Consider the following 15,300-nt stretch of genomic DNA (forward strand, 5'->3'; position numbering starts at 1 on the left):
ATGGATTTAAAAAATAAAACAACATTTAACAAATTATATCAAGCAGCATGCGATCTGGCGGATAGACTCCGGAGAGGTGAATGGACGAACAGTGACCGGTCAATAGAAGAATGCGAAGCAGCAATAAAAAGTCTGGCAGCTTTCATTGACGATGGAAAGGCGGATTGTACGGACAAACGGGAAGAGGCAAGAGAAAAAACATTGAAAGGGACATGGTTTCAAAGTGTTGATTTTCGCCGGATCATTGTACATATGCAGCTAGAGGAAGCAATAAATAATCGGGATATGCAGCTTGAACTGGATATTCTGGGGCATGTGCTTGCGTATCTGCCAAATGGAACCTATTTTAAGATGGGCAACCTGCCACAGGTCATGGAGACCATCAGACATCTTTATGGGGCATCGAAGAAGTCCGGTAAGCCCTATGCACCGAAAATGTCAGAAGAGACAGCAGTATTGATCGAATCAACGAGAAATCTGATCAATGCAGGTTTTTCATTTCAGATCGTAAATGGAGAGCCGGAGTTTGAACAGGATTCCGAACAGTGTTTGGTTGCGGAATTAGAAAGACGGATAAAAGAGCTTGGTGGAATGTATGTGATCCGTCAGTTATTTGACAGGGAGATTCGTGCACGATATCATGAGAAGCTTGGAAGATATCTGATCTATCGAAATAAGATATCAATGGGAGAAAAACGCCATATCAAAGTAAGAATACCGTATCAATATTTACTTCAGCTGTCGCTAAAATTTCTGAAAACAGAATCAATATTCACAAATGCATATAAAGAGCACAGATATCAGGAGCTGATCCGGATGGCACAGAATTATCTGGAGGTTCTACAGCTGCAGGGGTATATGACCTGGGAAGATGTTTTTATTGATCTGGAGGATTTTCCATATCGGCTGGCGAAAAATCTATGTTTTGAAAAACTTTGTATTCCAAGGCAATATCATCCGGAGTTTGTAAGGCTTCTTTTGCAAAACATGCTGGAACCATTTTATGGTACAGGCAGAGATAAAATGAGAGTATATTCTTTTCATAATTATTTGGAATTTGCTATATATGTGATGGATGCAGCAAAGGGGCCCAGGATATTTAAAAGGCAGGAATTATCGGAACGTCTGGGAATCAGCACTTACAAATTAGAACAGATCTTGCTGGATACTGCATTGGATGCTGATATGGTGAATCAGGATTTTGTGTATTATCTGGATGAGACAAATAGCTGGAGAAAGCCTCTTGTCAGGCTGGATGCGGATACTTATTTCTGTCTGGATGGCAGGATGGCGGGATATGGATTTTATGAAGTGATGTTTCAGATCTTATTTGCAAAGTATGGAACGAAGTTTAGCAGGAATCAGGGAGAGTATCTGGAGCAGCTGGTCTATCAAATGTTTCGGGAGAAGCGTTTTCCATATATCACAGGGCAATATTATAAGGATGGAGATCTTGCAGAACGTGATTGCGATATGATCTTGGAAGGAAAGGAGCGTGTGATGTTTGTTGAAATCAAGAAATGTCCGCTTCCCGGAAACTACGAGAAAGCAGATGATGTAAGTGTATTGAGTGTACTTGGCGATGGTATGCTGTATGCACAGGAGCAGATTTTGTGGCATAGGATACGCTTGAAAGAGAAGGGACTGATTGCGCTATATGATAAGTTGGGAAATCATATACAGGATTATATACCTGGCAGGAAACCGATAATGGCGATGAGTATCTGTATGCCGGAGTACGATTTCCTGACAGATCGCATGATGACTGAGAATTTTTTAGAGAGTGTACTACGGGTTACATATCATGCACAGGATCAGACAAAGGAGAAAAATCTGGATCGATTAAATAAAAGGATAGCGAATATCCAGCTGGCAGCGGCGAGGCTGTTTGATGGTATGAAATATACAACCAGAGATGTATTTTTTAATTCTCTGTTTCGGAGTCTGCAGCAGGTATGGACGATGCTTCGCGTGTACGATACACTGGATGTTTTTTTAGATATGTGTGCAACACAGCTTGTGATGATTACTGGTGCAGGAGATGTTTATGTGGACATTTGGAATGCATTGCAGCTTAAAGGATAATGCGTGGAGAAAATATGTAGTATATATCCATAAATTGTTGCTAAATGCACAATAATTATTCATGAGAGCCTCCTGACTGTGAAGCCTTTAAGCCATGGCGGTCACGCCATTTCGCTTGACTTCGATCATCCATTGAGTTATTATACTCGTAAGAAAGTAACTTACGAGTTAGTAACTCACGAGTGTAATAAATTGGAGGTGGGCGAATGAGTCAGTTTTATTGCCGTGAGAATGAGCTTAGAAAGCTGAATAAGCGATATGAAGGTGACAAGTTTGAATGCATCGTCATCTACGGAAGACGGCGAGTTGGTAAAACCGCCTTGATCAATGAGTTCTGTAAAGGAAAACCGACCATTTTCTTCTCGGCACTCAACACGACAGGGAAGGAAAATCTGGAGGCACTTTCAAAATCAATCATGACTTTTGAGAGACCGGATATGGAATCTGCACCGGAATTTCGGTCATATGATGCTGCGCTGGACGAGCTGACAGCACTTTCCAAAGAAAAACGAATGGTTTTTGTTATTGATGAATATCCTTATCTAGCAAAGGCAAAACCAGCTATTTCGGCTATGCTACAGCACATTATTGATCATAAGTGGATGGAATCCAAGATGTACCTGATTCTCTGCGGTTCTTCAATGAGCTTTATGGAAAGTCAGGTGCTTGGGAAAGAAAGCCCATTGTATGGGAGAAGAACAGCTCAATTTAAGATTGCACCGTTGGATTATAAGGAAACAGCTGTGTTCCATCCGAATCTGTCGGATGAGGATAATTCGCTGATTTACGGTATCACAGGTGGTGTTCCGCATTATATTAACAAGCTGGATGTAAGAGACAGCGTAGATGAAGCATTGCTCGACAATCTGTTTGACCGCTCCAGCTATCTGTATGAGGAGCCGGCAAATCTTCTCAAACAGGAACTGCGAGAGCCGGCCATTTATAATGCCATCATTAAGGCAATTGCTGAGGGAGCATCACGACTGAATGATATTACGATGAAGGTCGGGGAGGATAATTCTGTTGTATCGAAATATCTCAAAACCTTGATTGACCTAGGCATTGCAAAAAAGGAGACTCCAATTAGTGAAAAACCTGGTAAGAAAACAATCTACCTGCTGGCAGATAACTTCTTCCGGTTCTGGTATCGTTTTGTCCCAGTCAATATGAGTGCAATTGATTCAGGCAGAATTGCAAAGACCTATCCACACACCGTAAAACAATATCTTCCCGATTACATGGGTTTGATATTTGAAAAGATGTGTCAGGACTATCTGTTGTACTATGCCGACAAGCTCCCCATTGAACTAAATGAAATTGGTCAGTGGTGGGGAACTGATTCCAAGAAGAAAAAGCAGATACAGATCGACATCGTTGGAACTCCCGTAGAAGGAAAAGAGTATATTATTGGCTCCTGCAAATATAGGAATGAGAAGATTGGTGTGGATGAGCTTGAGCTGATTAGGGATTATGCATCAGTTTTCGGAAAAGGAAACACCTATCACTACTATATTTTCTCTAAAGGTGGATTTACGGATGGACTGCTCCAAGCACGGGAGCGAGGTGAAGTTCAGCTGATCACCTTGGAGGACCTTTACAAGTAAACAACTCGATGTCAGCCCTACTGGTGAAAACCGGCAGGGTATTTTTATACCCAAATTTAGAGAGGAGAAGATGCGTATAGGCTAGCATGCTGTCTTCATTTGACAGGATACACTGAACCGTTACTCTTGTGCCGATGATACTGCTGATCAGACTGGATAACCGTTCCGGATAGATATCCGGATTGAATAGCTTCTTGAAAAACGGATCATAGGTTAAAGGCAGAGTTTTCGTACCCTCCATAAATTCAAGAAAGCGGTTCTTCCGTTCCTGCGTCATGTTCTGATAAGCAAAGTAACTTTGCGGATGCTTCCGGAGCTCAGTAAGACATTCCTTTTCCGTACGGGTAGGAAAGAGCTGGCGCCTGTTTTGTCGACAGGAAAAGCATAGTAGAAAAAGGGTGAAAAAACCCTTTGATGTAATAAACAGCATGTCTGGGTGTAACTTTTGGTAATTTAACTCCGATTTTATGCGATAAGTTGACTTGGAATATGATTAGGATTAATATAAAATCATCGAACATGGGCAGATTTGAGACCATAGATAGGATAGATAAGAGATAAACACCATGACAATTATCGTAACCGGAGGAGCCGGATTTATTGGAAGCAATTTTATATTTTATATGCTGGACAGTTATCCGGAGGATCGTATCGTATGTATGGACAAGCTTACATATGCGGGAAATTTATCTACACTAGCTTCGGCGATGGATAATCCGCATTTCCGTTTTTGTAAGATTGATATCTGCGACAGAGAGGCAGTCTATAGGCTATTTGAAGAAGAACATCCGGATATGGTAGTGAACTTCGCAGCCGAAAGTCATGTAGACCGTTCCATCGAGAATCCGGAGATTTTCTTAGATACGAATGTCAAAGGAACGGCGGTGCTGATGGATGCCTGCCGCAAATATGGTATTGCAAGGTATCACCAGGTAAGTACAGATGAAGTATATGGAGATCTTCCGTTGAACAGACCGGATTTATTTTTTACAGAGGAGACTCCGATTCGTACGAGTTCGCCGTACAGCAGTTCAAAAGCATCTGCTGATTTGTTAGTCCTTGCATATCATAGGACATATGGACTTCCTGTTACCATTAGTCGTTGTTCGAATAATTATGGACCATATCAATTTCCGGAGAAGCTGATCCCATTTATGATTATTAATGCATTATCAGACAAGCCTTTACCTGTTTATGGGGAGGGTGTGAATGTACGTGACTGGCTGTATGTAAAGGATCACTGCCGGGCAATTGATCTGATCATTCATAAGGGTCGCGTTGGAGAAGTTTATAATGTTGGCGGACATAATGAAATGAAGAATATTGACATTGTAAAGCTTATTTGCAAGGAACTAGGCAAGCCGGAAAGTCTGATCACGCATGTAACAGACCGCAAAGGTCATGACTTGCGTTATGCTATTGATCCAACAAAGATACATAATGAATTAGGCTGGTTGCCGGAAACAAAGTTTGAGGATGGGATAAAGGGGACAATCCGTTGGTATTTAGATAATAGGAAATGGTGGGGAGATGATTATTTCCAGATAAGATGAATAAGTATTTGTGCAAGTTGAGATGAGCTGAAGTTTTTGAGAAAAATAACTACACGAAGAATAGTAATTGCAGAAAGAGAGGAAATTATGAGAAAAAAAGGGAGAAGCAGGATTGCAGTATTATTAGGAATAGGGGCCATTTGCAGCATGTTAGGTACAACAGGCAGGTATGTATATGCAGAAAATATGACAACTGCTACAGCAGCTATTGAAGAAAGTACAGGGGATATTACGCCTGCAACGGGATATGAGGTGTCGGAAAATGCAGGACCGGAATTATATACAAGTGATGAGGAACTTGCATTGCAGAGTACATCAAATGACACTTCACAAAGTGGAACCTGGGAGAATGTAACATGGACGCTTTCTGGCACAACACTTACGATATCAGGAAAAGGAGATATGCCGGACGCCAGTTCTTCTGATAAGGCACCATGGTATACTTTAGATGTTGAAAAGGTTGTAATAAAAAGTGGTATTACAAAAATCGGAAGCCAGAATTTTGTGGAAATGTATGATATTACAGATGTAACCTATCCGAATACTCTGAAAGAGATTGGAGAGGCTGCATTTTATGGATGTACGAAACTGCAAGAGGTGGTTTTGCCATCTTCTGTGAAGACGATTCGATCTGGAGCATATTGTGACTGTAAAGCTGTTACCCGGATTGAGATACCGGGGGTGACGGATTTAGGAAGCTATGCATTTCAAAATAACTGTCCGACAACATTTACAATACCTGCAGGTGTAACCTCTATATCGCCGCTCGTATTTTTTGGAAATACAACGATAGAGAGTTATACGGTTGCAGCAGGTAACACAGCCTATGTTGCACGGAATGGAGTTGTATATTCCAAGGATCAGTCCGAATTAGTGATGTATCCGTTTAATGGAGGAACAGGCTCATTTACGATACCTTCGAATGTGAAGAAGATCGGAGATTATGCATTTTATAATAATGTCAGCTTGAACACGGTAAACTTTTCCAATGTAACAACATTAGGAGAAGGTGCATTTTATATGTCCGGCTTATCCGGAACCTTGACACTTTCGGATAAGATCAGTGAAGCAGGTAATTTTGCATTTCAGGGCTGTACCAAGATAACAACAGTAAAGTTTGGCAAAGGCATGAAAGAAAGCGCTTATTCAATGTTTGAAAAATGCACAGGGATTACTTCCATTGATTTTGGTGGTCTGACATCACTTGGTATGCGGACATTTTTAGGCTGTAACAGTCTGGTCGAGGTGACAGTCCCGGCAACGATAAAAAGCTGGGAAGGATCGGTATTTAACAGCTGCCAGAAGCTTGTAACATTTCGTGGTATGGGACTGGAATATGTGACATATGCTGATTTTGCACAATGCTATGCATTAACAGATGTATATCTTCCAAAAGTAAAAGAGATATATCGTCAGGCATTTGCAAATTGTCCATCCTTGAAACAGATAACGCTGCCTGCATCTACGCAGTTTGTAGATGAAAATGCATTTGCAAAGGATGTTGTGATCACCTGCAACAATAATCAACTGGTGCGGTTTGGTTACAATGGATTCCGTTATGCAGAAACAATTCAGATTAAAGGAAAAAGAGATTATACGAAGGCATTTGAGGTATTAGACAAGGTAAATGCAGAACGTGCAAAGAATGGTCTTGATGCATTGACGATGGATACCGGATTGTTAGAAACGGCTATGATTCGTGCCGGTGAGCAGGCAGTATTGTTTTCACATACCAGGCCGGATGGTGCAAGCTGCTTTTCAGCAAATAAGAATATGAATGCAGAAAATGTTGCAATCAATCAGTCTTCTGCAACAGCAGTCATGAATGACTGGATGAATTCATCGGGACACAAGGAGAATATTTTAAGTAAAAAAGCAACTACGATAGGAGTTGGCTGCTTTTATATAAATGGTATTTATACCTGGGTACAGTGCTTTGGTTCAAATACAGATGCTCAGACGGCAGAGAAGCAGACAGACCGTACCATAACACAGAATATCAATATTCCGAAAAAGAAATTTACAGAAGCAATTACGACGGACGGTATTGTTTGGGGTGATGGTGAGACATATTCTTATAAATTTGTTATACAGATGGACAAGGATACTTATACTGCAGGCAAGAGCGTAAATGCGAAGGTCGTTCTGGTAAATCCTGGTTTTAGCATGTATTGTCCATTTACAAGCGGGAATATCACATGGAGCTCAGATAAGAAGAGTGTAGCAACGGTAGATAAAAATGGAAAGATTACATTTGTGGGCGGTGGTAAAGTAACTATCACAGCAAAAACAAAATATCATGAAACGTCACTTACCTTGACGGTGCAGGGTAAGTCACAGGTTACAAAGACCACACCAACATTGACACTGAAGAATAAGACAGTTACCTATACTGGAAAGGGAAAAAAGATAGGTGCTGCAAGCGTAAAAGGCGCGGCAGGGAAGATTACCTATAAATATTATTCAGATTCGAAGTGTACGAAGCGGTTATCTACATATCCTTCCAAGGTTGGAACCTATTATGTAATTGCAAGTGCAAAAGCAACAGCAACCAGCAATTCAGCGAAATCCAATGTAGCGAAATTAATGATTAAAAAGTCGAATCCAATGAAGGTAAAGGTGGCTTCAAAAACCTACAAAGCAAAAAAATCAACCGGAAAGCTTAACAAAAAGCATTCCTTTATAATCGGGGTAAAGAATGCAAAGGGTAAGGTGACATATTCCAGATCAAAGGCTTCGAAAGCATATATTACTGTTAGCAAAAAAGGAAAGGTAACAGTAAGGAAAGGAACGCCAAAGGGAACCTATACAATTACGGTAAAGGCAAAAGGAACTTCAAAATATAGAGGAAAATCGAAGAAGATAACGATTAAGGTTTCCTGAGCAATATTAGATACATATGAAAAATAAAAGATCATTTCTGTATGTGATGCTGACGATTGCATTTCCCATCGCATTACAGAATTTATTAACTACAACAGCCAGTATGGTCGATACGATCATGATCGGAAGGCTGGGAGAGTCGTGCGTGGCAGCAGTTGGTATCTGTTCCCAGATCAGTTCCCTGTTCTTCAGCTGCTACTGGGGATTTGCCAGTGCGTCGATCCTGTTCTTCTCCCAGTATTGGGGGGCGGATGATGAAAAGGGAATTAATCGTACATTCGGTATCACTTTCATCTGCATGGCAATCGTGGGCTTTGCATTTGCAGCCCTGTGTATCATCAGACCGGAATTCTTATTGGGGGTATATACAGATAAAGAAGTATTTATCCGAATCGGAAAGCCGTATATGCGGATTGTCGGATGGGCATATCCGCTTCAGGTATTTGCTGTACTTATCAGCTTCCTGCTCCGTTCGACAGAGCGGGTGAAAGCGCCGCTTATCTGTTCCGTCGTAGGACTGGTAGTGAACTTCTGCTTGAACTTCGTGTTGATATATGGTAAATTCGGCGCACCGAAAATGGGGGCTGCCGGTGCGGCAGTCGGAACACTTGCATCTGCAATCATCAATTTATTACTGCTGTTTATCTATCTGATGCGTTCGGAATGTAAGGTGCGGATCCGTCTGAGTCAGATGTTCTTATTCCATGGCGGATTTATCAGGGTGTATCTGGCAAATGCATTTCCAATCCTCTGTAACGAATTGTTTTATGGAGTTGGACAAATGCTGATCAATATCGTGATCGGACACCAGAATGAATCTGCGATCGCCGCCATGGCAGCTTTCCGTGTATGTGAGGGCTTTGTCTATGCATTTTTTGGCGGCTTATCAAATGCAACCAGCGTTGTGATCGGACAGTCTGTCGGTGCCGGTGACCATAAGGGGGCATATCGGTTTATGAAGCGGTCGGCATTGTTTTGCCCGGCAGTTACTTTCGGGATCGTGTTGATCTGTGCGTTATTACATGAACCATTGTTTGGCTTATTTGGATTGGGTGATCAGGCACTTCGGTATGGCATGTATATGTTATACATTTACTTGTTCTTCGGTGCGGTTCGAACCTGTAACTATATTATGAATGAGGGATACCGGGCAGCAGGCGAGACGAGAGTCGGAACCTATGTGGAGATTGGCGGTTTATTCTTAGTCAGCGTTCCGGCGACATGGATCGCAGGCATGGTCTTACATCTGCCTTTCCTTGCTGTATTTTCATTTGTATATACGGATGAGCTGGTGCGCCTGGCAATCGAGCTTGTCTATACCAGATCAGGCAAATGGGTGAAGCCGGTTACAGAAGCCGGAAGAAAGACTTTGCCGGAGTTCAAAGATTGGTTAAAGAACCGTAACAATCGTAAATGAAATGCAACATCTATAAAGAATAATTAAGCTGACAAAATCAGATAACGGACATATACTTTGTATATTCGAAAAACAGCCGAAGAAAAGCGTTGTGATGAGATTCACAATAAGAATTCCGGAAATGTATTTACAGATGAATGCAGGAGGATTGTAAGGTATGAGAAAGAATAGAACCAAGTCGGGAAAGATTATGACGGTAGCACTTGCAGCAACATTTGCAGTTAGTTTGCTGGCAGGATGCAATGGCGCAGACTCAGAGTCAACAGAAAAGAACAAAGGAACAACCGAGGTATCAACCGAAGCAACGACAGAGAAGACGGAAGCACAGGCAACAGAGGCAGCCAGTACAGAAGCCGGGATGGAAGCGCAGACAACAGAGGCAGCCAGCACAGAAGCTAAGACTGAGACACAGACCACTGAAGCGGCTTCTTCCGAAGAAGATGCCGGTGCTACAGAGGAAGGTACTTCTACAGCAGAATTACAGGAAGAAGCTGTATCCGCTCTGCCGGGTACATATCCGATAGACATGATCTTTAGCAGTGGAGCCGGTGGATGGAGTACAACATTAACATTATCACAGGATGGATCATTTACAGGAGCATTTTCTGATTCCGAAATGGGAGAACGAGATGAGAATGAATACCCAAATGGGACCGTATATGTTTGTAATTTCAGCGGACAGTTCAAAGATATCAAGAAGGTAAACGATTATACATATTCGATGACTCTGGATAGCGTGAAAGTAGCAGAAGATGAGGAAAAAATCGAAGATGGTATCCGTTATAAAGCGGGTGAACCATCCGGCATGGACAGTGGAACGGAGATCTATTTCTACACTCCGGATGCACCTGTCTCAGAATTGCCGGAAGCATTCCTTTCCTGGTGGCAGGAAAGTGCTGATGGATCAGCAACACTTGACTGTTATGCAATCTATAATAAATCCGCGGATTCCGGATTTTTTGAGTACGCAAAGTAAGTACTGCAAATGAAGAGATCATTAAGAAGATGAAAGAGAAAATATAATACAATGAAAAAGACTTTGCCTGAAACAGCAGGCTCTTTGGGGATATAAAAAGAGCAGCTGTTTTGGACAAAGTCTTTTTTATGGTTCAGGATAAACGAGGCGAAGTAAATGGGAAGCAATACATATAAGGATCTTCAGAACTCACATCCGTGTTTTGGAGGACAGAAAAATAATGCCGGGCGGATTCATATGCCGGTGAGTCCGGGATGAAACATCGGATGCCGTTTTTGTGAGCGGACGATCAATGATGTGGAGGAGCGACCGGGCGTAACATCAAAGGTGATCATACAGAAGCAGGCTGTTGTGGTGGACATGGTGGTCATGGTGGCTGTGGATGTGGAACACCGGATGGATTGCCATAAAAAATAAATTTGTACTTGATAAAACCTATAGAAATAGTATACTATAATGCAAAATGATAATTTATCATGTTTGCAGAAAAAGTAGATGAGATTCAGATGATGTACAGATGTATGGAATCATTTGAATCAGATAACAACGACAGGGAGGTCAAGATGAAGATATCAACAAAAGGAAGATATGCGATAAAACTGATGTTGGATCTGGCCACCTATTATAATGGTGAGCCGGTTAAGATAAAGGATATTGCAAGAAGACAGCATATTTCAGACAAATATCTGGAGCAGATCGTTGCAATATTAAATAAGGCATCACTGGTAAAAAGTATCCGTGGAGCGCGTGGAGGATACATGTTATCTGCTTCACCGGAGAATTATACGGTGAGGCAGATATTAGAAACGGTAGAAGGAAGTCTGGCACCTGCTGACTGTGTAGGCGCTAACGCAGCCTATTGCGAAAACAGAAGTATGTGTGTCAGTGTACTGATCTGGGAGAAACTTGACCAGGCAATACAGGATGTACTTGAGGGAATTACCTTAGCCGATCTCGTTGACTGGCAAAACAACCTGATGGTAGACCAGTACGTCATTTAATATATGATAGACATTTGCGACATGAAGAAAAGGAGATCACATTGATTCTTGGCAGCAGCAATGACCGCGAAGTGGCATTGACAAAGGATTGCCAGTTTATACTGACCTCATTCCCGATGAATGAACGGCTGGTATTTAACCGGACATATGCGGGATATCGGGGAAGCCTGACCTTTACCGAAGATTTATACGATAATCTGTAAAAGCAGATACCACATTTCACTCTGAAAAATTCAGAAAGAAATGTGGTATTTTTTTGTTCTAATTTTCATTTGTCATGCATACATTATAACTATCAGAAGTGTGTAACAGCCTACTTTAGGTATCAGATCATATCAGAAAAGCAGATGCTTTTCGAGTATTGGCAGATGATGGAACTGACAGGTGAAAATGGTTACAGATGACATATGCATGAGGTGAATCGGTTTGGAAAAAAGCAGAGAGAATGAAATATTGAAGATATTATCCGTAGCGTTAAGGAGAATATTTTCGAGTGAGATATATGATTATAACAAGCTTCAGGAGATAAGGCTTAGGATGAATGAACCCTTGATCGTGATCTATGATAATCGGGAATATTTTGTGACGGAGAAGGGAAAGCGAACCACAGAATGTAAGAAAGCATATATGGTAGCACCTGCCGATATAAGGGAAACGCTGGAATATATCAGTAACTATTCACTCTATGCATATGAGGATGAGATCCGGCAGGGATTTATAACGATTCAAGGGGGACATCGTGTAGGGCTTGCAGGAAAAGTCATTCTGGAATCTGGAATGATCAAGAGTGTCAGACATATATCATTTATCAATATCCGTTTGTCACATCAGGTTAAGGGATGCTGTAAGAAGGTTCTTCCGTACATAATAAATGGAAATGAGACATTTCATACACTGATCATTTCCCCACCGCGATGTGGCAAAACCACACTTCTTAGAGATATGATCCGGATGTTGTCGGATGGATTTCCAGGATTCAAAGGAAATACTATCGGTGTCGTAGATGAACGATCTGAGATCGGAGCCTGTTATAAAGGCGTACCACAAAATGATATCGGCATACGGACGGATATTCTTGACTGTTGTCCAAAATCATATGGAATGCTGATGCTGATCCGTTCGATGTCACCGCAGATCATAGCGGTGGATGAGATCGGCAGCCGGGATGATATCGATGCGATCTACAGCGTGATCAACTGCGGCTGTAAGCTGATCGCAACCGTACATGGCAATTCCATTGATGATATCAGAAATCGTCCGGGACTTCGGAAGCTGGTCGATGAGAGGATATTTGAACGATATATCGTGCTGAGCAATCGCAAACGGACAGGGGAGATCCGGACGATATTTGACGATCGGGGAAGTGTTCTCTTTATGGCAGAGGATGAACGCCTGACATCGGCATATGAAAATGAAGCGGCTGTAGCAGAACTGTCATAAGTGCAGGGAGGCGTACATATGTTATATATAAAGATTCTTGGAATGCTTCTGGTGGTCGCAGCTTCCTATGGGATAGGAAAGACGATAGGAGTTTATCAGAACCGGCGAGTGGAAGATATCTACGAGCTTCTGATATTTGTCCGGATGGCAAATGGGCATCTGGCATACAGTGCATCGGAGATCACCGAGATCATTCGGGAAGGATCGGATAAAGCAGGGGGAAGGATCGGAGACTGGCTTGCCGGGCTGGCTTTGCAGTTCCGGACGGAAGAATATGCTTCTTCTTTTGAGCAGATCTGGACAGGCAGTATCGGAAGTCTGATGGAACACAGCTATCTGACGGACGCACAGATCGGTGCGGTAAAAGAGCTTGGAAAATGGCTGTGTTATATGGATGTCGATATGCAGATCAGGAATCTGAAGCTGTGGGAACAGAACATGCAGGCAGAGTATGAGGAACAAAAGGACAGGGCACGCAGGATAAATAAAGTATCCAGATCACTTGGATTACTCGGAGGGATCTTTTTGATAATACTGATAGGGTAAGGGTGGCAGGAGCTTATGACGATACAGTTATTATTGAAGATAGGTGCGGTAGGAATCCTTGTAGCACTGTTGAATCAGATATTAAAGCATTCGGGGAAGGACGAGCTGGCATTCCTGCTGAATCTGGCAGGACTGATTCTTGTACTTTCTTGGATCATTCCATATATCGTAGAATTCTTTAATGACATTATGAAGCTTGTAAATATCGGTGGATAGGGGAGAAAAGGCATGAGTCTTGTTACGGTATGTATGGCATCGGTTCTGGTCGTTTTAGTAGCGATAAAACTAAAGAAAATGAATGCAGAATACAGCACGCTCTTAAGTATTGGAGCGTGTTTATTTATTGTCAGCTTTATCATAGGAAGACTTGAAAATGTACTGGATTCCATCGACCGCATTACCGGATACATCAATATCAATATGGAGTATATATCGATCCTGCTTAAGATGCTTGGCATTTCCTATATCTGTGAATTTGCGACAAATATCTGTAAGGACGCAGGCTATGGTGCGATTGCTTCGCATATTGAGCTTGCCGGACGGGTGACAATGGTGGTGATGAGTCTGCCAATCCTGTTCCATGTGATCGATATGGTTGTTCGTCTGATGGGGTAGAACTATGAGAGGACAAAAAGCGAAAATGATTATAGCAGGCGTAATGGCGTTCACGATCCTATTATCTGTGGTGTGTTTTGGCGGGCAGACCAGCAGGGCAGCTACCTTAGATGTCGATGAGACGGATCTGGGACTTGATGAAAACGCTTTTGACGAGATGGACATGCTGACAGAAGAACAGGCAGGACTCTCTTTTCGGGAGGTCGTATCCTATATCCGAAACGGAGACCTTCAGGGGCTTCTTGACTACAGTCTGGAAACAATACAGCAGACACTTACAGGGGAGATAAAAAGCAATAACCGCCTGCTCCTTCAGCTTCTTGCCGTTGTCATTCTTGGTTCGGTATTCACGAATCTGTCCGGAAAGTTTGGAAAGATGGTAGGTGGAAACGGCTTCTTTGTCACCTATCTGATGGTGGTATCCATCCTGCTCGGAATGTTTGCGATCGTTTCCGATATAGCGGTGTCGGCAGTCTTGGATCTTACGGATCTGATGATCACCTTTATACCTGCTTATACGTTGGCTGTCTCCTATACAAATGGTGCAGGCACGGCGGAATTTACCTATCAGATCACGGTGCTGATCATTTTTCTGTGCGAGAAGGTGATCATTCAGATCGTATTTCCGCTTGCCAAATGCAGTGGGGTGGTCGGACTGGTGAATAAGTTAAATGCCGAGGATCATTTTTCAAGGACAGTTACGTTGTTGAGGAATATTGCAGGATGGATCCTGAAAACCATGTTTGCAGTTGTAACCGGAATGAATGTGATAAAGGGTGTGATCGTTCCCTCTGTGGACAAGTTGGAACGAAATGCCGTCTTAAAAGCGTTCGGGATGCTGCCGGGGGGAAATACGGTTAAGAATGTCTCGGATATCCTGCTCGGTTCGGGTATGGTTTTGAAAAATGCTATCGGAATTGCGGGCGCGGTCGTCGTATTGCTGGCAGTGCTTCTGCCGGTTACCAAGATCGCGGTGATCTATCTGACTCTCCGTATCGTATCCGCATTTGTGCAGCCCTTGGGAGATAAAAGGTTTTCCGACGGCATTAACATTATGGCACAGACCATCGGTTTGATGCTGCGTGGCATCTGGTGTGCTTCCTTTTTATTTATCATCTCCCTCACACTTATGACGTTGCTTGCGAGGTGAAAAGCTGGTTGTCCATCCGGGTACATGCAT

At 42.5% G+C, this 15,300-nt stretch carries 13 protein-coding genes; all 13 read left to right on the top strand.

Annotation, left to right across the window (positions count from 1 at the left end):
- The 13 genes from DWY07_RS12445 to DWY07_RS12515 all read left to right on the top strand — a co-directional run bounded on the left by DWY07_RS12445 (window position 1) and on the right by DWY07_RS12515 (window position 15,270).
- Window positions 1-2,085, top strand: a complete 2,085-nt coding sequence (locus DWY07_RS12445; protein ID WP_117823462.1) for a hypothetical protein — start codon at window positions 1-3, stop codon at window positions 2,083-2,085.
- Between the two features lie 206 nt (window positions 2,086-2,291).
- Entirely contained in the window at window positions 2,292-3,689 is a 1,398-nt protein-coding gene (locus tag DWY07_RS12450) for an ATP-binding protein (protein WP_117823464.1), read from the top strand.
- Between the two features lie 566 nt (window positions 3,690-4,255).
- Window positions 4,256-5,242 carry a dTDP-glucose 4,6-dehydratase gene (gene rfbB / locus DWY07_RS12460; protein ID WP_117785090.1) on the top strand — a complete coding sequence of 329 codons (987 nt, stop codon included), beginning with the start codon at window positions 4,256-4,258 and terminating at the stop codon, window positions 5,240-5,242.
- Window positions 5,243-5,329: 87 nt separating this feature from the next.
- Complete coding sequence (locus DWY07_RS12465) at window positions 5,330-8,125, top strand: leucine-rich repeat protein (RefSeq protein WP_117823466.1); 2,796 nt, start codon at window positions 5,330-5,332, stop codon at window positions 8,123-8,125.
- A 16-nt stretch (window positions 8,126-8,141) separates the two neighbouring features.
- Entirely contained in the window at window positions 8,142-9,542 is a 1,401-nt protein-coding gene (locus tag DWY07_RS12470) for an MATE family efflux transporter (protein WP_117823468.1), read from the top strand.
- A gap of 157 nt (window positions 9,543-9,699) precedes the next feature.
- Window positions 9,700-10,518 (top strand): hypothetical protein, encoded by an 819-nt coding sequence (locus DWY07_RS12475; RefSeq protein ID WP_117823470.1) that lies wholly within the window; start codon window positions 9,700-9,702, stop codon window positions 10,516-10,518.
- Window positions 10,519-11,081: 563 nt separating this feature from the next.
- A complete protein-coding gene (locus DWY07_RS12485; protein WP_117823558.1) occupies window positions 11,082-11,519 on the top strand; it encodes an Rrf2 family transcriptional regulator in 438 nt (145 codons plus the stop codon).
- A 14-nt stretch (window positions 11,520-11,533) separates the two neighbouring features.
- Window positions 11,534-11,722, top strand: coding sequence for a nitrogenase component 1 (locus tag DWY07_RS12490; protein WP_201815390.1), 189 nt, complete (start codon window positions 11,534-11,536; stop codon window positions 11,720-11,722).
- Between the two features lie 223 nt (window positions 11,723-11,945).
- Window positions 11,946-12,959 (top strand): stage III sporulation protein AA, encoded by a 1,014-nt coding sequence (gene spoIIIAA / locus DWY07_RS12495; RefSeq protein WP_117785196.1) that lies wholly within the window; start codon window positions 11,946-11,948, stop codon window positions 12,957-12,959.
- Window positions 12,960-12,977: 18 nt separating this feature from the next.
- Window positions 12,978-13,505 carry a stage III sporulation protein AB gene (locus DWY07_RS12500; RefSeq protein ID WP_021944767.1) on the top strand — a complete coding sequence of 176 codons (528 nt, stop codon included), beginning with the start codon at window positions 12,978-12,980 and terminating at the stop codon, window positions 13,503-13,505.
- Window positions 13,506-13,520: 15 nt separating this feature from the next.
- A complete protein-coding gene (gene spoIIIAC / locus DWY07_RS12505) occupies window positions 13,521-13,721 on the top strand; it encodes a stage III sporulation protein AC (RefSeq protein ID WP_008401466.1) in 201 nt (66 codons plus the stop codon).
- Window positions 13,722-13,733: 12 nt separating this feature from the next.
- On the top strand, window positions 13,734-14,120 hold the full coding sequence (locus tag DWY07_RS12510; RefSeq protein ID WP_242997362.1) for a SpoIIIAC/SpoIIIAD family protein: 387 nt from the start codon (window positions 13,734-13,736) through the stop codon (window positions 14,118-14,120).
- Window positions 14,121-14,124: 4 nt separating this feature from the next.
- Entirely contained in the window at window positions 14,125-15,270 is a 1,146-nt protein-coding gene (locus DWY07_RS12515; protein WP_117808436.1) for a stage III sporulation protein AE, read from the top strand.
- Window positions 15,271-15,300: the final 30 nt, after the last annotated feature.

Source organism: Clostridium sp. AF23-6LB (genome assembly GCF_003461085.1).
Lineage (GTDB): Bacteria > Bacillota > Clostridia > Lachnospirales > Lachnospiraceae > Coprococcus > Coprococcus ammoniilyticus.

Coding starts and splice junctions, on each gene's coding strand:
- DWY07_RS12510 (WP_242997362.1), top strand. CDS start 13,734: ATGAGTCTTGTTACGGTATGTATGGCATCGGTTCTGGTCGTTTTAGTA.
- DWY07_RS12450 (WP_117823464.1), top strand. CDS start 2,292: ATGAGTCAGTTTTATTGCCGTGAGAATGAGCTTAGAAAGCTGAATAAG.
- DWY07_RS12445 (WP_117823462.1), top strand. CDS start 1: ATGGATTTAAAAAATAAAACAACATTTAACAAATTATATCAAGCAGCA.
- DWY07_RS12465 (WP_117823466.1), top strand. CDS start 5,330: ATGAGAAAAAAAGGGAGAAGCAGGATTGCAGTATTATTAGGAATAGGG.
- DWY07_RS12475 (WP_117823470.1), top strand. CDS start 9,700: ATGAGAAAGAATAGAACCAAGTCGGGAAAGATTATGACGGTAGCACTT.
- DWY07_RS12470 (WP_117823468.1), top strand. CDS start 8,142: ATGAAAAATAAAAGATCATTTCTGTATGTGATGCTGACGATTGCATTT.
- DWY07_RS12485 (WP_117823558.1), top strand. CDS start 11,082: ATGAAGATATCAACAAAAGGAAGATATGCGATAAAACTGATGTTGGAT.
- DWY07_RS12515 (WP_117808436.1), top strand. CDS start 14,125: ATGAGAGGACAAAAAGCGAAAATGATTATAGCAGGCGTAATGGCGTTC.
- DWY07_RS12500 (WP_021944767.1), top strand. CDS start 12,978: ATGTTATATATAAAGATTCTTGGAATGCTTCTGGTGGTCGCAGCTTCC.
- rfbB (WP_117785090.1), top strand. CDS start 4,256: ATGACAATTATCGTAACCGGAGGAGCCGGATTTATTGGAAGCAATTTT.
- spoIIIAC (WP_008401466.1), top strand. CDS start 13,521: ATGACGATACAGTTATTATTGAAGATAGGTGCGGTAGGAATCCTTGTA.